Annotated in this window: 21 protein-coding genes; 13 read left to right on the top strand and 8 right to left on the bottom strand. The window is 64.2% G+C overall.

The annotated features are described in order from the left end of the window. Nucleotides 1–108: 108 nt before the first annotated feature. Entirely contained in the window at nt 109–912 is an 804-nt protein-coding gene (locus JQ587_RS06350) for a Spy/CpxP family protein refolding chaperone (protein WP_212302388.1), read from the bottom strand. 484 nt (nt 913–1,396) lie between these two features. On the opposite strand from JQ587_RS06350, the gene JQ587_RS06345 reads away from it, so the two are divergent. From JQ587_RS06345 to JQ587_RS06320, 6 genes are all read left to right on the top strand, one after another. Continuing rightward, nucleotides 1,397–2,740: an ABC transporter substrate-binding protein gene (locus JQ587_RS06345; RefSeq protein WP_212424718.1), complete on the top strand. Its 1,344-nt coding sequence runs from the start codon at nt 1,397–1,399 to the stop codon at nt 2,738–2,740. A gap of 126 nt (nt 2,741–2,866) precedes the next feature. Next, the gene (locus JQ587_RS06340) at nt 2,867–3,802 is read left to right on the top strand and encodes a carbohydrate ABC transporter permease (protein WP_212424717.1); all 936 of its coding nucleotides are present in this window, start codon (nt 2,867–2,869) and stop codon (nt 3,800–3,802) included. Beyond that, nucleotides 3,802–4,713, top strand: coding sequence for a carbohydrate ABC transporter permease (locus tag JQ587_RS06335; protein ID WP_212302307.1), 912 nt, complete (start codon nt 3,802–3,804; stop codon nt 4,711–4,713). Before JQ587_RS06340 ends, JQ587_RS06335 begins: the two co-directional genes overlap by 1 nt. A 20-nt stretch (nt 4,714–4,733) precedes the next feature. Beyond that, a complete protein-coding gene (locus tag JQ587_RS06330) occupies nt 4,734–5,834 on the top strand; it encodes an ABC transporter ATP-binding protein (protein ID WP_212302308.1) in 1,101 nt (366 codons plus the stop codon). 34 nt (nt 5,835–5,868) lie between these two features. Further along, a complete protein-coding gene (locus JQ587_RS06325; protein WP_212424716.1) occupies nt 5,869–6,858 on the top strand; it encodes a hydroxyacid dehydrogenase in 990 nt (329 codons plus the stop codon). A 259-nt stretch (nt 6,859–7,117) separates the two neighbouring features. Continuing rightward, nucleotides 7,118–7,615, top strand: coding sequence for a hypothetical protein (locus JQ587_RS06320; RefSeq protein ID WP_212424715.1), 498 nt, complete (start codon nt 7,118–7,120; stop codon nt 7,613–7,615). A gap of 61 nt (nt 7,616–7,676) precedes the next feature. On the opposite strand, the gene JQ587_RS06315 is transcribed toward JQ587_RS06320, so the two are convergent. Beyond that, on the bottom strand, nt 7,677–8,174 hold the full coding sequence (locus JQ587_RS06315; protein WP_212302389.1) for a DUF1993 domain-containing protein: 498 nt from the start codon (nt 8,172–8,174) through the stop codon (nt 7,677–7,679). Nucleotides 8,175–8,302: 128 nt separating this feature from the next. Here JQ587_RS06315 and JQ587_RS06310 point away from each other — a divergent pair, with 128 nt between their 5' ends. The 4 genes from JQ587_RS06310 (at nt 8,303) to JQ587_RS06295 (ending at nt 11,208) form a co-directional block, all read left to right on the top strand. Further along, a complete protein-coding gene (locus JQ587_RS06310) occupies nt 8,303–9,097 on the top strand; it encodes a transporter substrate-binding domain-containing protein (RefSeq protein ID WP_212424714.1) in 795 nt (264 codons plus the stop codon). Between the two features lies 1 nt (nt 9,098). Beyond that, nucleotides 9,099–9,593, top strand: coding sequence for a hypothetical protein (locus JQ587_RS06305; protein ID WP_212424713.1), 495 nt, complete (start codon nt 9,099–9,101; stop codon nt 9,591–9,593). Nucleotides 9,594–9,770: 177 nt separating this feature from the next. Beyond that, entirely contained in the window at nt 9,771–10,670 is a 900-nt protein-coding gene (locus tag JQ587_RS06300) for a DUF2147 domain-containing protein (protein WP_212424712.1), read from the top strand. Nucleotides 10,671–10,827: 157 nt separating this feature from the next. Further along, complete coding sequence (locus JQ587_RS06295; RefSeq protein WP_249154188.1) at nt 10,828–11,208, top strand: hypothetical protein; 381 nt, start codon at nt 10,828–10,830, stop codon at nt 11,206–11,208. 64 nt (nt 11,209–11,272) lie between these two features. Here the strand turns inward: JQ587_RS06295 and JQ587_RS06290 are convergent, their stop codons facing one another. Together JQ587_RS06290 and JQ587_RS06285 are read right to left on the bottom strand one after the other, a co-directional pair. After that, on the bottom strand, nt 11,273–11,677 hold the full coding sequence (locus tag JQ587_RS06290) for a (R)-mandelonitrile lyase (protein ID WP_212424711.1): 405 nt from the start codon (nt 11,675–11,677) through the stop codon (nt 11,273–11,275). Between the two features lie 18 nt (nt 11,678–11,695). Further along, nucleotides 11,696–12,394, bottom strand: coding sequence for a ribonuclease activity regulator RraA (locus tag JQ587_RS06285; RefSeq protein ID WP_212302315.1), 699 nt, complete (start codon nt 12,392–12,394; stop codon nt 11,696–11,698). A gap of 247 nt (nt 12,395–12,641) precedes the next feature. On the opposite strand from JQ587_RS06285, the gene pxpB reads away from it, so the two are divergent. From pxpB to JQ587_RS06270, 3 genes are read left to right on the top strand one after another with little or no spacing between them, the layout of a single operon-like run. After that, nucleotides 12,642–13,373, top strand: coding sequence for a 5-oxoprolinase subunit PxpB (gene pxpB, locus JQ587_RS06280; protein WP_212302316.1), 732 nt, complete (start codon nt 12,642–12,644; stop codon nt 13,371–13,373). Then, entirely contained in the window at nt 13,370–14,407 is a 1,038-nt protein-coding gene (locus JQ587_RS06275; RefSeq protein WP_212302317.1) for a 5-oxoprolinase subunit C family protein, read from the top strand. The genes pxpB and JQ587_RS06275 overlap by 4 nt, the downstream gene beginning before the upstream one ends. Before the next feature lie 28 nt (nt 14,408–14,435). Beyond that, on the top strand, nt 14,436–15,203 hold the full coding sequence (locus JQ587_RS06270; protein ID WP_212302318.1) for a LamB/YcsF family protein: 768 nt from the start codon (nt 14,436–14,438) through the stop codon (nt 15,201–15,203). 109 nt (nt 15,204–15,312) lie between these two features. Here JQ587_RS06270 and JQ587_RS06265 read toward each other — a convergent pair whose 3' ends face one another. From JQ587_RS06265 to JQ587_RS06250, 4 genes are all read right to left on the bottom strand, one after another. Continuing rightward, nucleotides 15,313–15,465: a hypothetical protein gene (locus tag JQ587_RS06265; RefSeq protein WP_212302319.1), complete on the bottom strand. Its 153-nt coding sequence runs from the start codon at nt 15,463–15,465 to the stop codon at nt 15,313–15,315. Between the two features lie 211 nt (nt 15,466–15,676). Then, on the bottom strand, nt 15,677–17,293 hold the full coding sequence (locus tag JQ587_RS06260; RefSeq protein WP_212424710.1) for a sulfite reductase subunit alpha: 1,617 nt from the start codon (nt 17,291–17,293) through the stop codon (nt 15,677–15,679). Beyond that, nucleotides 17,290–19,092 carry a NirA family protein gene (locus JQ587_RS06255; RefSeq protein ID WP_212424709.1) on the bottom strand — a complete coding sequence of 601 codons (1,803 nt, stop codon included), beginning with the start codon at nt 19,090–19,092 and terminating at the stop codon, nt 17,290–17,292. Before JQ587_RS06255 ends, JQ587_RS06260 begins: the two co-directional genes overlap by 4 nt. 13 nt (nt 19,093–19,105) lie before the next feature. Further along, on the bottom strand, nt 19,106–19,936 hold the full coding sequence (locus JQ587_RS06250; RefSeq protein WP_212302322.1) for a formate/nitrite transporter family protein: 831 nt from the start codon (nt 19,934–19,936) through the stop codon (nt 19,106–19,108). Nucleotides 19,937–19,944: the final 8 nt, after the last annotated feature.

Raw genomic sequence — 19,944 nt, 5'->3', positions numbered from 1 at the left:
ACCCCGCAAGCCTCTTTGCGAAGCTAACCATACCCGATTTGCGAAAAGGATTCACGAATTCGTGGCCTGCCAAATTGCCCTACGCACGCAAATCCGATTCAAGTTCGATCAATCCAGGCCGCGCTCGTGGCTGAGGCGGACCATCTCCTGGATGAACACCTCCTTCTGCTTGTCGTCGAGGCTCGAGAACAACGGTTCGGCGGCATCGGCGACATTGCGCTGATCGGCGGCGCGATCGATCAGGAACTGCGACTCGTTGCGCATCTGCTCGATGATGTCATCGGGCGGATCGCGCTTGGCCCGCGCAATGCGCAGATTCAGGCGCTCCGCGCCATTGTGCCCGAGGTAGTGCATGGCGCTGGAGAAGCCGAACCAGTGCTTCTCCTGATCGGGCGTGAGGTTCAGCTCGGTCTTGATGCGCTCGATATAGGAATCGCTGTTGGCGACGATCTGGTCGGCGGTCAGTTGTGGCGTGCCGGGCTGGGTCAGGACCGTGACGTCCTTGTCCTTGGCGTCCGGCGGAGTGTTCCTGGCCTCCTTGCTGGCCTTGGCACCCTTGGCGCCTTTCGCCGTCTTGCCGTCCTTGTCCTTGGCGCCCGGCTGCTTCGAGTCTTTGCTGGCATCCTTGGATGCATCCTTGCTCGAATCCTTGGCGGCGGGCGCCTGATTGCCATTATTGTTGTTGACGCCGAGCACACCGGTGAAGACACCGACCACGCCGCCAATGGCCCCGCCCAGGACGCCACCGACGGGACCTGCCGCCTTGTTGCCGGCTGCGGCACCGTCCTGGACGCCCTTGACCAAACCTTGAGCGTTCGCAACTGCGGCCGCGCCAACCAGCACAGTCAGCACGGACCCGAGCGCGAGCCATCGTCGCAGGCCAAGCCGCGCAGGCGGCGCCGGGGTGATCATCTTGGTCTCCATCTCGATCTGCTTGCCCTCTTGGGAAACGGCAGGCCTCCTGCCGGTTGCAACATTACCGTTCTCGCCACGCGGAGGTCTAGGCGCGGACCATCGCTGTCCCCGCTTGAAAATTGAGTGGCGCAAAGCGGCTATGCAGGCTCAATCGGAACTGCGGCGTAATTGCGCATGGATCGTCTTGCACCGGCGCAGCTCGGCGTGTGCGTCGCAAAAGAAACAGCGTCGGCGGACGGCCGACGCACGCCTCGGCCTTCCCGTACACAACGTTAGTTCTAGAGCGCGGGGCATTCGGCTTTCTCGACAGATGCAATCAATCATGATCTGATCGCGCTATCAATTTTGCCGCGTTACAGCGTGATTTGCGGCTGGCAACGACGGCGCCAATAAGAAACGTCCCACGACAATATCATAAACAAACTCGGAAAATTCAGAGGAAACGACAGAACAACAAAACACACCAAGGCGAGGAAACGAGATGTCACGCAAGACACTGACGCGACGTCAATTTGTAGCTGCCACTGCAATGTCCTCCACGGCGCTGATCGCAGCGCCCTATGTCCGAGGCGCTTATGCCGCCGGCAAACTCTCGATCGGATTCTGGGACCACTGGGTGCCCGACGCCAACAAGGCGTCCACCGCTCTCGTCAATGAATGGGCCGAGAAGGAGAAGGTCGAGGTTTCCATCGACTACATCACCAGCCAGGGCAACAAGCTCCTCCTGACGATGGCGTCCGAAGCCCAGGCAAAGTCCGGTCACGATATCCTGTCGTCCCAAATCGGCTGGCAACCGCACGCCTATGACGATTTGCTTGAACCGGTCAATGACGTCATGGAGCCGGTCATCAAGCAGAACGGCGAGGTCAACGGCACGGTCAAGTATCTCGGTCAGTCCGGTGGCAAATGGCTCGCCGTGCCCGGGACCGCTGGCAGTCAGATCAAAGGTCCCTGCTCGCGTATCGATCTGATGAAGAAATACGCGAACATCGATGTACAGGAAATGTATCCGGCCGGTTCACCGCCCAAAGCGGACAACTGGACGATGGATACGTTCCTCAAGGCGGCTGAAGCCTGTCAGAAGGGCGGCTTCCCCTTCGGCATCGGCCTCGGCCAGACTCCGGACAGTATCGATACCGCAGGTGCGATCTTCCAGTCCTTCGGCGCCGAACTCGTCAACGCCAAGGGCGACATAACCGTGAAGACGGACGCAGTCCGCCAGGCGCTCGAATACTACAAGAAGCTGATCGCCTTCCTGCCGCCGGACGCTCCCTCGTGGGACGACGCCTCTAACAATAAATGGCTGATTTCCGGCCGGGGCGCGCTGATCATGAACCCCCCGAGCGCCTGGGCGGTTGCCAAGCGCGATGCGCCGCAAGTTGCCGAGCAATGCTGGACGCACGGTTTTCCGTCCGGACCGAAGGGCCGATTTGCGCCTTTCCAGCCGTTCTTCTGGAGCATCTGGAAGTTTTCCAAGAACAAGGAAGCAGCCAAGAGCCTGCTGAGCCACCTGTCGCAGCCATCCGCGATCGAAAGATTTGTTCAGGCGAGCGGCGGCTACGATCTGCCTGCGTACGCAAATATGACAACACTGAAGACCTGGGCCGAAGAAGCGCCTCCCAAGGGCACGCTCTATCACTATCCGAACCCCTACAATCATCAGACGTTGTCGATTGCGGCCGCACCAGCGCCGCCAAAGATTGCGGAGCAGATCTATAATCAGGGAACGCTGACCAAGATGGTGCTGCGCTACGCTCAAGGCGAGAAGATGGAAGATACGCTCGCCTGGGCCGAGAGCGAGTGCGAAGGATTCATGCGAAGCTGATGCCGGGGTGTGCCAGGGCGGTTCACGCTAACCGCGCGTGAGCCGCCCAGGGCTCCGATCCGCCCGCATGAGAAGCCGACCAATGCGGCCGGCTTGCCGTTGTACACCCAGCAAGGACGCTGCCCCATGGCCGATGTCGTCGTAGAACAAGGTCGCGTCGGCCGCACGAGCCAGCGCAAGGGCGCAAGCCTGCACAACGTGTTGGGGCGAAAATCAACGGTGGCGTTTTTCCTGACGCTGCCCCTAATCCTGGTGATCGCCCTCCTCGTGCTCTATCCTGCCATCTATTCGGTGCACCTGGCGACCCTGAACAAGTCGATGCAGAAGTTCGTCGGGCTCGGCAACTTCACCTTCCTGTTCAAGCGCGAGACGTTCTGGATGGTGGTGAAGCAGTCCTGCATCTTTGCGGTCACCGCCGTGATCTTCAAGGCGCTGATCGGCTTCATCGTCGCGCATTTCGTCCACAACATTCCCGGCAAGAAGCAGCGCAAATGGCGCGGCATGCTGCTGGTGCCCTGGGTGATTCCGCCCGCGATGAGCACGTTGGCCTGGCTCTGGCTGTTCGATCCCTCCTACAGCGCCTTCAACTACACGCTCTCCTTCTTCGGTATCGGTCCGATCCCCTGGCTCGGCGAAACCTTCTGGGCGCGCTTCTCCGTCATCCTCGTCAACGTCTGGTACGGAGCGCCGTTCTTTCTGATCATGTATCTGGCCGCGCTCAAGTCGGTTCCCGACCAGCTCTATGAGGCAGCCGCGATCGACGGAGCCAATTGGTGGCAGAAGATCTGGTACGTCACGTTGCCGATGATGCGCAACATCATCGCCATCACGACACTGTTCTCCCTGATCGTGACCTTCGCCAATTTCGACATCGTGCGCATCCTGACCGCGGGCGGCCCGCTGGATACGACGCAACTGTTCGCGACCTGGGCGTTCCAGGTCGGCATCCAGAGCAGCGACATCCCGCTCGGCGCCTGCGTCTCGCTGTTCATGGTGCCGATCCTTGCCGTCGCAGCGATCTTCATCCTGCGCGATGTCACCAAACGCGGGAATGAAGCCTGATGAGCACGATGGCAATCGACAAAGCCGGACCGAGCCGCAAGGTCAAATACGGAAGTATGAGTCGGGATCGCACCTGGGCGCTGCGCTGGTCCTATTTCTTCCTGGTGCTGTTTGCGATCTTCTTCCTGACGCCACCGGTCTACATGCTGATCACCTCGCTCAAGAGCAGCGCGGAGATTTCGGCGGCGACCAACCCGTGGTGGGTGTTTCACCCGACGCTCTCGAACTATGTCGAGCTTCTGACGTCGAACCAGTTTCTGCGCTTCTTCTGGAATTCGTCGATTGTGTCGATCGTGGTGGTGATCATCACCATGCTGATCAGCATCCCGGCGGCGTTCGCGCTGGCGCGGATGAAGTTCTGGGGCTCGGCTACGCTCGCGACCGGCGTGTTTCTGACTTATTTGGTCCCCGACAGCCTGCTGTTCATCCCCCTGTTCAAGATGCTGGCGCTTGTTCAGGACCTGACCGGCATCACGCTGCTCAACCGGTGGTACGTGCTGCTGTTCGTCTATCCGACCCTGACCGTGCCGTTCTGCACCTGGATCATGATCGGCTATTTTGCCTCGATCCCGAAGGAGCTCGACGAGGCAGCGATCATCGATGGCGCCTCCTGGCTGCAGACCCTGCTGCGGATCTTCATTCCGGTGGCTCTGCCCGGACTGATCGCGGCCACTATCTTCGCCTTCACGGTGTCCTGGGCCCAGTTCCTCTATCCCCTCGTGTTCACGACATCCGTGGACCAGCTCGTGCTGCCGGTCGGCATCATCACCACGCTGATCAAGGGCGACGTCTTCAACTGGGGTCAGATCATGACCGGCGCGCTTCTCGGCGCGGCGCCGCCGTTGATCATCTACGCCTTCCTGATGGACTACTACATTGCCGGCCTGACCGCCGGCGCGACGAAGGGTTGAAATCGAGAGGTTCAAGTTCAATGGCCGACGTTTCCCTGCGTAAGGTGATCAAGCGTTATGACGATGTCGAAGCGGTACGCGGCATCGATCTTGATATCTCCGATCATGAGTTCATCGTGCTGGTTGGCCCCTCCGGCTGCGGCAAGTCGACCACGCTGCGCATGATCGCCGGCCTCGAGGACATCAGCGACGGCGACATCATGATCGGCGGCGACGTCGTCAACGACGTGCCCCCGAAGGACCGCGACATCGCCATGGTGTTCCAGAACTACGCGCTCTACCCGCATATGACGGTCGCCGAGAACATGTCGTTCGGGCTGCGCTTGAAGCACTATCCCAAGGCCGAGATCAAGGCGCGGGTGACGGAGGCAGCCCGCCTGCTCGATATCACCGATCTGATCGACCGCAAGCCGAAGCAGCTCTCCGGCGGCCAGCGCCAGCGCGTCGCCATGGGGCGCGCCATCGTGCGCAATCCGAAAGTCTTCCTGTTCGACGAGCCGCTGTCCAATCTCGACGCCAAGCTGCGCGTGCAGATGCGGATCGAGATCAAGAAGGTCCACCAGAAGGTTCGCACCACCACCGTCTACGTCACTCACGACCAGGTCGAAGCGATGACGCTGGCCGACCGCGTGGTGGTCATGAACAAGGGACGGATCGAGCAGATCGGCACGCCGAACGAGCTCTACCACAAGCCGGCGACGCGTTTCGTCGCCGGCTTCATCGGCTCACCGGCGATGAATTTCATTCCGTGCCGGCTCGAAGATGCCGGCGGCACGCTCCAGATCCGCCTGACCGACCGCATCGCCTTTGCTCTGCCGCCGGCCCGCGCCGCGCGCTACAATGCGCTGCCTCGCACTGACAGACTGCTGCTCGGCATCCGCCCTGAGCATCTCACCGAGGCGCACGCACATCTGGATCCCGGCGTCGAGACCTTCGACACCGTGCTCGACGTCACCGAGCCAATGGGAATGGAGACGTTGGTCTATTTCGGCCTCGACGGCACGCCGGTGTGCGGCCGCGTCAATCCCAATGCCGGCGCCAAGGACGGAGCCCCCATGCGTTTGGCGATGGACCTCAACAATATGCACCTGCTAAACGAGGAGAGCGGCGTCGTGCTGTGATGCCGACCGAAGAAACGCGAGCAGGCAGGGAACGATGGCGACCAACAAGAAGAAGATTTTCGTTACACAAACTTTGTCGCAGGGGGCACGAGCCCTCCTCACCCAGCGGGACGATATCGAGCTCGTCGAGTTTCCAAACCTGATCTCCGCCAAGGACTTTGAAGCGCTGCTGAAGAGCCATGCGCCGGTTCACGGCGTCGCGCTCGGCGCCACCGCCTTTGGCGAGACCGAGCTCAAAGCCTCCAGGGACATGAAAGTGGTGACACGCATCGGCGTCGGCTACGACGCCGTCGACGTGCCCGCCCTCTCCCGCCGCAAGGTGCCGCTGATGGTCGCGGGCAGCGCGAACTCGCCCTCAGTCGCCGAGCAAGCGCTGTTCATGATGCTGACGCTGGCCAAGCGCGCCAATGAGATGCACGCCTGCGTCAAGGACGGCCAATGGGCCAACCGACTCGGCATGCTGCCGTTCGACCTCTACGGCAAGACCGTGCTGATCATCGGCTTCGGCCGCATCGGAAGCCGCACCGCCAAACGGTGCCTCGCGATGGAAATGAACGTGCAGGTCTACGATCCCTACAAGGGAGCGGCCGACATCAAGGCCGCCGGCTGCGAGCCGGTCACTGACCTCGACGCCGCGCTGCCCAACGCCGATTTCGTCACCATCCATTGCCCGAAGACGCCGGAAACCATCGGCCTATTCGACGCGGCGCGGATCGGCCGGATGAAGCCGAGATCTTATCTCATCAACACCGCGCGCGGCGGCATCGTGAAGGAAGCGGCGCTGTACGACGCGCTCGTCTCCGGCAAGCTCGCCGGTGCCGGCATCGACGTGTTCGAGGTCGAGCCGCCGCCGGTCAGCAATGCGCTGTTCGCGCTGCCCAACGTCATCATGGCCCCGCATGTCGCCGGCGTCACCGTCGAGGCGGTGAGCCGCATGAGCGAGCAGACCGCGCGCAACATCCTGAGCGTGCTGGACGGCGATCCGATCCGGCAGAACATCATCAATCAGGACGTGCTTGGTTGAGGTAAATCCGAAGGCGGGCGGCTAAAGCGCGATGAATCCTCATCGCGCTTTAGCTTATTGTTTGTGCGCGATCTTTCCGGAAAACGCTGCGCACTTTTCCGGATCATGGTTGGTCTGGTGGCCTTCGGAAGGCCAGAATGCGTCCCATTTTGGTGCAGATCAGGCCCCAACTCAGCCTTAATCAAACCCGCGTAATGTATCCGGCCGCGGCGGCAGTGGGACAGACTTTGCCGGCCGCGTCGAGCTGGAGGATGGACCCTTGTCAGAGATCGACCCGACCGACCACGCGCTGGCGACCATCGCCAGCATTTTGGAGCACCCCGAGCCGGCCCTGGTTGTCCGCGAAACCGAGATCATCCGCGAGACCGAGATCGTCGTCGTTGGTGAGCAGCCGGTCGTCGAAGAACATCATGCGGTTGACGAGCAACCGGTCGCTGACGAGCATCCGATGATCGAGGAGCAGCCGCTGGTGCCGGACCACACCGACGCTGACGGCTACAGCAAGGTCGGCCCCGGACCGATGGTCGCGATCCGCCTGAAATGGACGGTGCATCGGGGCGACGACCGCCAGTACTACGTTCACGAGACCATCGGCGAGCAGTCGGCCCCCGTGGTCAGCGGCCCGATGACGAGCGAGGCCGCCGTACGCTTCGTCGACGAGCACGAGGATGAGGCCCGTCGGCGCTTCGAGCTGCTCCGCAGCGAGATCGCCGGCCGCAGCTCGCTCGCCGATTACGAGCGCAAGGGCGAAGCGTAACACTGGCAGGAGGTCTCCGTGCACCTCTCCCGACGGGAGAGGTGTACATCGGGCCCGCCAATTACTTGCGGCCCAAAAAATCCTTCTTCACGAGCTCGACGCCGGCGTGCCGTAGCAAGTCGTACGCGGTCGTGACGTGAAAGAAGAATTGCGGGACGCTGTTGGTGAGCAGCAGCGTCCGCCCGGTAAAGGGCAGCTCGGTCCCGTTCTTGAGCCTGAAGAACACCTTCAGCTCGGCAGCCGCATCGATCTCGGCGCGCGGCAGGCTTTCAATGAATTCGATCGAGGTGGCGATCCGCGCCTGAAGCCCGGCCATGTCGTGCTCCAGCGGCGGCAGCGCGACCGGTTCGCACTGGGCCAGCAAGGCCGGAGCGACAGTGGCATGGCGGCAGGCTTCGCCGACCTGCTGGGCCAGATCGTACATGTTCGGCGCCATGCGCATGCCGAGCAGGACCGCAGGATTGAACTTGCGGGTCTCGGCATAGGCAACGCCCTTGTCGAGCAGGACGGACAGATTGCGCAGGTAAGGCACGAAGAGGCCCACCGAGGCCTCGTACATCGAGATCGTCACGCCAAGATTCCTTTCAATTCCGCCTCGCCAGAAACTGGCATCTGGTCTAAATCCACGTCTTACGGCTGCACAATGACAGCTTGGGCATGAGTGGAAAAGACTTGGGTGGAAAAGAGATGATCGTTCGAGTGACTGTTCGGATCTTGGCGGCTTTGGCCGTAATGTCGCTGGCAAACCTCTCGGCTTACGCACAGCAGGCGGCCCCTTCGCGCCTCGACGAGATCATCAAGCGCGGCACATTGCGCGTCGGCATGACCGGCGACTACAAGCCCTTCACCTATCTGGACAAGGCCACGCAGCAGTTCTCCGGTTTCGACGTCGACATGGCCGAGGCGTTGGGCAAGGCGCTCGGCGTCAAGGTCGAGTTCGTGCCGACGGCCTGGCCGAAGCTGATGAAGGATTTTGAGGCTGACCAGTTCGACATCGCCATGGGCGGCGTCTCGGTCACGCTCGACCGCCAGAAGAAGGGATTCTTCTCGATCCCGATCATGCGCGAGGGCAAGACGCCGATCGCGCGCTGCGCCGACGTCGGCAAGTATCAGACGCTTCCCGACATCGACAAGAAGGGCACCCGGGTCATCGTCAATCCCGGCGGGACCAACGAGCGTTTCGCGCGCGCCAACGTCAAGGATGCCGACATCACCGTCTTCCCCGACAACACCGCGATCTTTGACGAGATCGCCAAGGGCAATGCCGATCTGATGATGACGGACGCCTCCGAGACCCGCTACCAGCAAAAGCAGCACTCAGGCGTGCTCTGCGCGGTGCACCCGGACAAACCGTTCGACTTCTCGGAGAAGGCCTACTGGCTCCAGCGCGACACGGCGCTGAAAGCCTTCGTCGATCAATGGCTGCACCTCTCCATGGAGGACGGCAGCTACAAGAAGATCTACGCCGCCTGGTTCGACTAGCATGCGGCTGATGATCGCGTTGGCGCTCGCGGTGGCCGGGGCTGGTAACGCATCCGGACAGACGCCCTTCACGCCGGCGACCGGCCCCGCCTGCAGGGATCAATCCAAGGAAGGGTTCGGGCTGTGGACCTGCCCCGGCCCGGCCGGCTACGTGGTGCGCTTCGCCGACGAGGGCAACATCGTGTCACTCACGATCGCCCCCAGGCGATCGATCGAAAAGCTGCAGGGACCGACGGCGCAATGGCGCGGCGCCGGCAAGGCCTTTGGCGACAAGGTGCAGTGGATCATGCGCGCCGGTGCGCCCAGGGCCGCGATCATACGCGCCTGGAGCCGGGTCGGTGACGACGAGCGCGAGGTCCAGGAGCTCAAGGTGTTCGCGATCAATGGCGAGAAGGCCTGTCTTGTTGGCGCGGTCGAGATCCACACCGACAAGGCCAACGCGGCGGCCCTCTCCCGCGCCGAGCAGGCCGCGGATTCAGGCTGCGCGGAGAAGTAGCTGGACGAAGCGCGGCGGCTGGTCGCAACCGCGCGTCCAACTCTGGACCGAGTTTCGCGTTATTGAACCCTGAACCGCCGGCAGACGACTCATACCGTGACAGTGATCTAGATCACTTTTCGCGATCGGACCGGAGCGTAAGCGTCGGTGCGGGGACCACCTGTTCGGGAGATGGAAATGAGGAAGCTGTTGGCCACGGCCGCATTCCTTTTGGCGAGCACCGCAGCACAAGCGCAGTACACTTTCGAATATGGCGGGCGCACCATCCGCATCGATCCGGACCGCGGCACGGTGCAGATTCCCGGCGTTTACGACAACACCGGTCAGGGCAAGGCCAAGAAGGCCAAGAAGAACGATACCAAGCCGGACCAGCAGGCCCCACAACAGGCCAAGTCCGATCCGCAAGCACCGGCCGCGCCAGCGCCGGCCCCCGCGCCTGTGGCAGCCCCGTCCGCGGCAGAACAAGCGCCTGCTGCTCCCGCCCCCGCAGCCGCAGCACCGCCTCCCGCTCCGCTGCCCCCGCCAGCGCCGCCTCCGGCCACAACCGCCAACAACGCGCCGGCCGAAGACGCGATGGTGCCGCCACCTCAACCGGCGCCGAGCGCTGCCCCGACGGTGACCGCAGTGCCGCCCGCACCGCCTCCCCCGCCAGCTCCGACCGCTGCAGCCGCGCCGCCGGCTCCGCTTCCGCCACCTGCGCCGGCGGCCGCTCCCGCTCCCGTTCAGTCCGCCGCCGTCGCACCGCCGCCACCTGCTGCCGGGCCTGCGCGCGATCTCACCTCGCCGCTCGGCGTCTGGCTCACCGAGGAGAAGGAAGGCAAGGTTCGCATCGAGCAGTGCGGCAATAACCTCTGCGGCTATTCGGTCGACAGCAAATCGAACCAGAACGGCGAACAGGTCTTGATCAACATGAAGCCCGGCAAGGACCAGAAATGGTCCGGGCGCATCCTCGATCCCAACTCCGGCTCGACCTACGATTCGACCATTACCCTGAAGGGCACGGACCGCCTGCGCGTGCAGGGCTGCGCCTTCGGCGGCATGTTCTGCGGCGGCCAGACCTGGACGCGCGTGAACTAGGATCGAACGCAACGTAGCGAGACGGACAAGGGGCCCGTGATCCGGGCCCTTTGCGTTTGCTCCGCGCTATCCCTGCGACGTGCGTCACCTCACAGAGCATCTCGCACGCGTGATAGTCCTCACATCGCTCCTTCCGCGCCCATGACACGATCCCCGCATGGTCAACCCCAAGGGGCGCGTCATGAACGGATTTTGCAAAGGACTCTTCGCCGCCATTGTCGCGATCGCCTTCCCGCTCACGCAGGCGGATGCCGCGGGCTCGACTTTCGACGGCACATGGAACGTCCGCATCTCGTCATCGAGCGAGACCTGCGGCAACGGCGCGACCGTCGCGATCGGCATCAGTAACGGTCAGATCGCCTCGAGCAGCGCCGCGGTAACCGCGTCGGGCCGCGTCGCGGACGCCGGCGCGATCAATGTCAGCCTGAGCACGGGCATCAAGCACGCCGTCGGCTTCGGGCGCCTCAGCGGCACCTCGGGCTCCGGCACCTGGCGCGGCGCCCTGTGCTCGGGCACGTGGACGGCGGAGCGGTTGTAGCTCCAAGCCGAGAATGAGAGACGCACCGCCCAACGGCGATGCGTCTTGTCAGAGAGGCCGCTGGCTAGCCGAGCGGCGCGTTATATTCGGCGTCCGTCACCGGCTCCAGCCAGGTCGAGAACACGCCGTCCAACGCTTCCTGCATCGCGATATGGCACATGCTGTTGCCCGGCGAGGCGCCATGCCAGTGCAGTTCGCCCGGCGGGATCCAGACGGTGTCGCCGGGACGGATCTCCTGGACCGGACCGCCCTTGGTCTGGACGCGGCCGACGCCCGAAATCACGTAGAGCGTCTGCCCGAGCGGATGATGGTGCCAGTTGGTGCGGGCGCCCGGCTCGAACGAGACGCGCGAGACATTCAACCGCGCCGGCGCGGGCGCCATGTTGATGGGATCTTGCAGCACCGTGCCGGTGAAGTGTTCCTTGGGCGCGCGGCGGGTCGGCCGCGCACCGGCGAGCGTGATATCCATGGAGTACCTCGTTTCCTGTTACTTCTTGCTGGCGGCGTAGCGCGCCTTGGTCTCGGCGTTCATGGGATAGAGGCCCGGCAGCACGGCGCCGTTGTTCACCTCGTTGACGATCCAGGCTTCCATGCGCTCCTGCTCGACGCCTTCATTGAGGACGTGCTCGAGCATCGCCTGCGGGATCAGCACGCAGCCGTCCTGATCGGCGACGACGATGTCGTTCGGGAACACGGCGACGCCACCGCAACCGATCGGCTCGCCCCAGCCGACGAAAGTCAGGCCGGCCACGGAAGGCGGCGCGGCATAGCCGTCGCACCACACCGGCAGATTGGTGCCGAGCACGCCCTCGACGTCACGCACCACGCCGTCGGTGACGAGCGCGGTGACACCGCGCTTCACCATGCGGGCGCAGAGAATGTCGCCGAAGATGCCGGCGTCGGTGATGCCCATGGCGTCGACCACGGCGATGCAACCATCAGGCATCGCCTCGATCGCGGTGCGGGTCGAGATCGGCGACGACCAGGATTCCGGCGTCGCCAGGTCCTCGCGCGCGGGCACGAAGCGCAGCGTGAAGGCGGGTCCGACCAGCCGCGGCAGGCCCGGGCGCAGCGGACGCGCGCCGCGCATCCACACATTGCGCAGGCCCTTCTTCAGCAGGACCGTGGTGATGGTGGCAGTGGTGATGCCGGCGAGGGTCTTGCGGGCTTCGGGGGACAGCGACATGGACGAGAACGAGCTCCGAGGTGCGGGAAAGAACGCGCGCATCTTGCGAGCCGGACGCTTGCCGTCAAGGCCCAAAGCCCTGACGAGAACGCGGCCCTGCCGGGCTGTTATGCACCACGATAACAAGGCTTTATCGCCACCCCCGGGATTAATTTATTGGACTTGCGGGCGCATTTACGCGAAGCAGGGACAAGGCGGAACTCAAGGTCGAGCCCGCGCATTTCCAAAGGCCCGAATTCGACATCTCATGGCCGCGACGCTCCCCCCGCCCCGCCTTCTGCCCAGTGGCGACAGCGCCGTCACGGTCGAGTTCAGCCGCACCATCGACGACGCCGCCAATGAGCGCGTGCTCGCGCTCGACAAGGCGCTCGCCGCCGCGCCCATCGACGGCATCTCCGAGACCATCCCGACCTATCGTTCGTTGCTGGTGCATTACGATCCCGGCAAGATCGGCTTCGACGCACTCGGCGAAAAATTGCTCGCGATCGCCGGCCAGCCGCTGCCTGCGAGCACCAAAGCGCGGCGGTGGCGCATTCCCGTCGCCTATGGCGGCGAGCACGGCATCGACCTCGAGGATGTCGCGAAAGCGCTGAACACCACGCCCGACGACATCGTCGCCCGCCACGCCGGCGGCGACTATCGCGTCGCCATGATCGGCTTCACGCCCGGCTGGTCCTATCTCAGCGGCCTCGACAAATCCCTGCACATGTCGCGACGGCAGAGCCCGCGGCTGTTCACGCCCGCTGGCACGATCTCGATCGGCGGCATCCAGGCCGGCATCCAGTGCCTTGCCGCGCCCAGCGGCTGGCACCTGCTCGGCCGCACGCCGGTGCGCACCTACCAGCTCCACCGGAATCCGACCTTCCTCACCGAACCCGGTGATCGCGTGACGTTTTTCCCCATCGACCACAAGACGTTCGAGGAGCAGGACCGCGCCGCCGAAGCCGGCGAGATCATTGCCGAGCGGGTCGACGCATGAGCCGGCTCATCGTCGCCAGCATCGGGCCTGCGAGCTCCGTCCAGGACGGCGGACGGCACGGTGCGCAGCGCTATGGCCTGACGGTGAGCGGCGCCATGGACCGGCTGGCGCTGGCCGCAGCGAACACGCTGGTCGGTAACGAGCCGTTCGCAGCCGCTGTCGAGGTCGGCCCGTTCGGCGCCACGTTCACGGCCAAGGACGGCGCGGTGCGCGTCGCAATCGCCGGCGCGCCGCGCAATGCCGACATCGCCGGGAAACCCGTGGCGATGGACACATCCATCACGCTGAAGGACGGCGAGACGCTCACGCTCGGTTTCGCGCGAGGCGGTGCGTTCACGTATCTCGCGATCGAAGGCGCCATCAAGGGCGAGCTGGTGTTCGGCAGCCTCGCGGTGAATGCGCGCGCCGGTCTCGGCAGCCCCTACCCGCGCCCGCTTCAGGCCGGCGATGAATTCACCGTCGATGCCGCGAGCGGCGCGCCCGAGCTGCGCATCGAGCTGCCGAAGCCGGTGAGCGGGCCGATCCGCGTCGTGCTGGGCCCGCAAGACGACGAGTTCGACGACGCCAACAAGGCATTGTTCCTCGACAGCGACTGGAAGATCTCGGCGACCTCCGACCGCATGGGCTACCGGCTCGAAGGCCCCGCGATCAAGCACCTGCACGGCCACAACATCGTCTCCGACGGCACCGTCAACGGCAGCATCCAGGTGCCCGGCAATGGTGCGCCGATCGCACTGATGATGGACCGCGGCACCAGCGGCGGCTATCCCAAGATCGCAACCGTGATCACGGCCGATGTCGGTCGCCTCGCCCAGACCTCGGCCGGAACGTCATTCCGCTTCAAGGCCGTCACCATGGCCGAGGCGCAGGACGAGGCGCGCAAATTCCAGCAAATGATCCGTACGTTGCCCGATCGTCTGCGCTCCTCCGACACCGTCGAGCTCAACATCGACGCACTGAGCGATGCCAATGTCGCGGGCTATGCGGTGAGCGCCATGGATGCCGGGACGTGGCAGGTCACGGCCGAGCCGTAGACAACAAGACCAAAGGCGGAGAGCAACCATGAAGACGATCGATCTCAATTGCGACCTCGGCGAAGGTTTTGGCGCGTGGGAGATGGGCAACGATGCCGCGATGATCGAACTCGCAAGCTCGGTCAACGTCGCCTGCGGCTTCCATGCCGGCGATCCCGACATCATGCGGCGGACGGTTGAGCTCGCAAAGGCGCGTGGCGTCTCGGTCGGCGCGCATCCGGGCTACCGGGACCTGCACGGCTTCGGCCGGCACCCGATCGCCGGCCTGAAATCCTCCGAGATCGAGAACCTCGTCGCCTATCAGATCGGCGCGCTGCAGGCGATCGCAACGGCAGCCGGCCACAAGGTCACGCATGTGAAGGCGCATGGCGCACTCTCCAACGTGGCCTGCGAGGACGACATGACGGCGAAGGCGATCGCCGCCGGCATCAGGGCGGTGGACCCCAGCCTGATCTTCGTCGTGCTCGCCAATTCGAAGCTGGTGAAGGCCGGCGAAGAGGCGAACCTGCCGATGGTGCACGAGGTATTCGCCGACCGCGCCTACGAGGACAACGGCAATCTGGTCTCGCGCAAGAAGCCCGGTGCCGTGCTGCACGATGCCAAGGCGATCGCCGATCGCGTGGTGCGGATGGTGCAGGATGGCGCGGTGGTGTCGGTGACCGGCAAGGTCATCAAGATGCGCACGGACACGGTGTGCATCCATGGCGACACGCACGGCGCGGTCGAGATCGCGCGGACCTTGCGTCAGGCGTTGAAGGATGCAGGCATCGAGGTCGCGCCGTTCAAGCGCGGGTGAGGTCTATCGTCATTCCGGGGTGATGCGAAAGCATCGGACTATGGTGCGAAATTGCGCACCCGAGAATCTCGAGGTTCCGGGTTCGGCTCCGCCGCCCCGGAACGACAACCTAGAACGGGTGCACCGACAGCGTGCCGAACACGATCGCTGCGATGACGGCGAAAGCGCTGTAGAGCCCGATGTGATGGGCGTTCGCCACCGTCCGACGCGAGAGCGAGCGCGCGTAGAAGTGCAGCCTGGCTTCCGCCGATAGTTCGCGCATGGTCGATCTCCAACGCCCCATGTGCGGGATTATGAGGGATCGACCTGGGTGGCGGACAAGACGGCCGCGGAAATAGCGATGCGCTTCTCTCAAGACCGCGCCTCGCAGGCACAAATTCTTCCGAGGCCCGGGTTCAGAGAATCTTATTCGTTAAATTCCGAGCCAGATGGAACCGGCTCGGATGACACTGGAATGACAGCCCGAGCAAGGGTCAGTACACGTCCGCCTGGAATCGTCCCTTCTTCTTGAGATCGGCGACAAAGCTGACGGCCTCGTCGGTCGAGCGCGCACCGAACTGGGCGACGATGTCGACCAGCGCGCGCTCGACGTCCTTGGCCATGCGCTTGGCATCGCCGCAGATGTAGAGATGCGCGCCCTCGGCGAGCCACGTCCAGACCTCGCGGCCGAGCTCGCGCATGCGGTCCTGCACGTAGAACTTCTTCTCGCCGTCACGCGACCAGGCGAGCGACAGACGCGTCAGAAGCCCCGAGGTCTTCATCGCGTTGAGCTCGTCGCGATAGAAGAAGTCGCAATCGCTGCGCTGGTGGCCGAAGAACAGCCAGTTCTTGCCTTGCGCGCCGGTCGCCTTGCGGTCGAGCAGGAAGGCGCGGAACGGCGCGACGCCGGTGCCGGGGCCGATCATGATCACGGGCGTCTTCGGATCCTGCGGCAGGCCGAAGCCGTGTGCCTTCTGCACGTAAACCTTGAGCTTGTCGCCCTCGTTGATGCGCTCGCCGAGGAAGGTCGAGGCGACCCCGAGCCGCTTGCGCTTGCCGATGACGTAGCGCACGGAGTCGACCGTGAGCGACAGCTTGCCGGGCGTCGCATTGTGCGACGAGGAGATCGAGTAAAGCCGCGGCTGCAGCGGCTCCAGCGCTTCGACGAAGGCCTCGGGATGCGGCCGCGTGCCCGAAAACTTCTGCAGCGCGGCCATCACATCGAGCGTTGCGGCATCGCCATCGGGATCCTCGCCCTGCGCCAGCGCCCTCGCCTTTTCGCGCTGGGCGCCGCCGGTGATGAAGGAGAGCAGCTCGAACAGCTTGTCGGGCGCCGGCGACAGCGAGACGTCCTCGACCAGCGCCTCGCGCAGCGTCTTGCTGTTGATCTTGGTGGTATGGGAGGCGCCGAGCAGCGCGATGATCTGGTCGACGAGGCCGAGGTCGTTGCGTGCGAACACGCCAAAGCTGTCGCCGACGACGTAGTCGAGCTTGCTGTCGGAGAGATCGAACTCGACGTGATAGGTCTCTTTCTCCGACCCGCCCTTGTTGAGCAGGCGTCGCGACAGGAAGGTCGCCTCAGCCGGATTTTCGCGGGCACGGCCGAGCTCGGCCTTCACTTCCGGCACAGCCGGCGCACTTGCAGCGGGCGCGGCGGCGGCGCCGGCCGGCTCCGCAGCCGGCGCCTTGTCGATCTCCTCGAAGAGCTGCTTGAGCATCCGCGCCGTCTCCTTGCCGCCGGGGGCGCAGAGGTTGAGGCGCGCTTCGCTCTTGTTCGCGATCGAGTCGGAATAGTCGGCGCAATTGTAGCCGCACTGGCCGCAATCCTGCTGCGCCATCGCCGCCATCATGCGGCGGCGGAGCGGACGCCCTTCCGCTAGCTTCATGCGATCGGCGATCGGCATCGCCGGATCGTGCCAAGGGGCCTCTCCGTCGTCGCTGTCCCCCTGCGGCGCCAGCACCGCACCGTTCTCAGCCGGCGACAGCGCCGTCGAGCCGTCGAGACCGAACATGCCGACGAGAAACCCGTTCAGCCAGAGACGCTGGCCTTCGGTGAACGGAGCATTGGCCGGAATGATCTCGATCTTGGGAGGCACGGTCATCTGGGTCATGCTGCTACTTCCGCTTCGGCGAGTTTGCGCAGGGCTTCACCGTCATGGCGACGGGAGAAGGTCAGGAACGTCTCTTCGGGCGAGGTGCGGTTGGCGAGATAGGCCTTGAGCAGGCCCTCGACCGTCTTCGGCACATCCTCTGCCTTCACGTCGTGGAACACCTCCTGCCCGATATCGGCATCGGGACCGAACCCGCCGCCGGTGAAGAGATGATAGCCCTCCACCTGGTCGTCCTCGCTCGCACCCGGCACCTTGGCCGCGATCAGCCCGATGTCTGAGATGTAGTGCTGGGCGCAGGAGTGATGGCAGCCGGTCAGATGGATGTTGAGCGGCGTATCGAGATTGACGCGCTCGTCGCACCAGTCGCCGATCGCGGCAGCATGGCGCTTGGTGTCGGAGGCCGCGAACTTGCACCCGGCGTTACCGGTGCAGGCGATCAGGCCGGCGCGGACGTTCGAAACCTGCGTTGCCAGGCCAAGCTTCTCGACCGCAGCGGTGGCGAGCGCGACGTTCTCGTCACGCACACCAGAGATCAGCAGGTTCTGCCAGACCGTCAGGCGGATATCGCCGTCGCCCAGATCCTGCGCGATCTTGGCGACACCGCGCATCTGCTCGCAAGTGAGCTTGCCGACCGGCAGCGCCACGCCGACCCAGTTGAGGCCGGCCTGTTTCTGCTTGTGCACGCCGACATGAGCCATGCGATCGGACAAGGGACGCGGCAGCAGCGCTTCGGCCGGCACGCGCGAGAACGGCTTCTTGAGGCGCTCCTCGACCAGCTTGAGGAAGCCGTCGTGCCCCATGTTGTCGAGCACGTATTTCAGCCGCGCCTTGGTGCGGTTGGTACGGTCGCCGTGCTCGATGAAGACGCGCACGATGGCATCGGCGACGGCGGTCGCGTCCTCCGGGCGAACGACGATGCCGGAGTATTTCGCAAAATCCTTGTGACCGGTGATGCCACCGAGGCCGAGCTTGAACCAGACCCCGGGCTCGACGCCATGGCCGTCCTTCACCTCGACCGCGGTGAAGGCGATGTCGTTGGTCTCCTCCAGCGCCGCGATCTTGCCGGCGCCGTCGAAGGCGACGTTGAACTTGCGCGGCAGGCCGAACAACGAGCGGTCGTTGAGGATGTGGTAGTGCCATTCACGCGCATAGGGGCGCGTGTCGAGCAGCTCCTGCGGATCGATGCCCGCGGTCGGCGTGCCCGTGACGTTGCGGATGTTGTCGGCGCCGGCGCCGCGCGAGCACAGGCCGATGTCCTGGACGCCCTCGATCAGCGCCACGGCGTTCTTCGGCTCGATCTCGCGGATCTGGAAGTTGGCGCGCGTGGTCACATGGGTGTAGCCGCCGCCACAGCTTTCGGCGATGTCCGCGAGGCCCGACATCTGCCAATGCTTCAGGATGCCGTTGGGAATGCGCAAACGCGCCATGTAGGAGGTCTGCGCCGGCGCCACCCAGAAGATGCCGTAATAGCGCCAGCGGAAATTGTCCGCCGGCGTCGGATTGGCGTTGTTGCGCGCCTGGTCCTTCAACCGTTCGTACGAATCGAACGGATGCATCTCACGCTTGAACTTCTCCTGGTCGGTGAGCTTCTTGCCCGCCGCCGTGAGCTTGTCCTGCGCCTTGATCGCCGCTGCGTCGGGACCGGTCGGCTCGGACGGCGCGCTGCCTCCGCCGGCAGGCGCGCCACCTGCTGCGAAAGCGCGCCCGACACGTCCGACCTGCATGCCGGACATGAAACCTTCGAGATAGCGCTTCTGCTCGTCGGAGAAGTCGGCCGTGGGTGCTGTATCGAGTTTCATGGACTGAATGGACCTACTCTGCTGGCTGGACCGCAACCTGCGCCATGTCGGCCGAGGGCTTGGCGGGCTTGTACGTCGTGTAGAGTGCGAGGCCGGTGAAGACGAAGCCACCGACGAGATTGCCGAGCGTCACGGGGATCTGATTCCACAGCCACCAATCGGAGACGCTGACCTTGGCGCCGAGCATCATGCCGGTCGGGATCACGAACATATTGACGACGGCATGCTCGTAACCGAGCGCGAAGAACAGGAAGATCGGCAGCCAGGTCGCCGTGATCTTGCCGACCGTGGAGGTCGAGGTCATCGCCATGACGACGCCGAGGCAGACCAGCCAGTTGCAGAGCATCGCCTTGACGAAGACGGAGACCATGCCGGCCGTACCGATCGCGGCGTTGCCGATCGTCTTGGCCTCGGCAACCGCGACGATGCGCGCGGCGACGCCGGCGACTTCGAGCTTGCCCATGTTGGTGAGCGAGATCGCGATCAGTGCACCGACAGCGATGCTGCCGACCAGGTTGGCGACGAAGACCCAGGACCAGTTGGCGATGACCGCATTCCAGCTCGCCTTGCCCTCGAGGCGGGCCAGCGGCACGATGGCGAAGCTTCCGGTGACGAGCTCGAGACCGAGGAGCACGATCATCACGAGGCTGACCGGAAAGATCAGCGCGCCGACGATGGGCTGCCCCGTCGTCACCGCGCCGGTCAGGGCGAGCGTCGTGGCCGCACCCAGAAGTGCGCCGGAAATTGCGCCGCGGATCATGATGTCGCGCGGGGCGAGCGCCAGCTTCTTCAGGCTGGCATCGACCATCGAGGCCACAACATCAGAGGGTTTCGCGTAATCCATATCGAAGC

The organism is Bradyrhizobium manausense, from assembly GCF_018130615.1.
In the GTDB taxonomy this organism is placed as follows: domain Bacteria; phylum Pseudomonadota; class Alphaproteobacteria; order Rhizobiales; family Xanthobacteraceae; genus Bradyrhizobium; species Bradyrhizobium manausense_A.
Note: the sequence above shows the minus strand (reverse complement) of the source record. Positions and strands in the feature narration are given on the sequence as shown.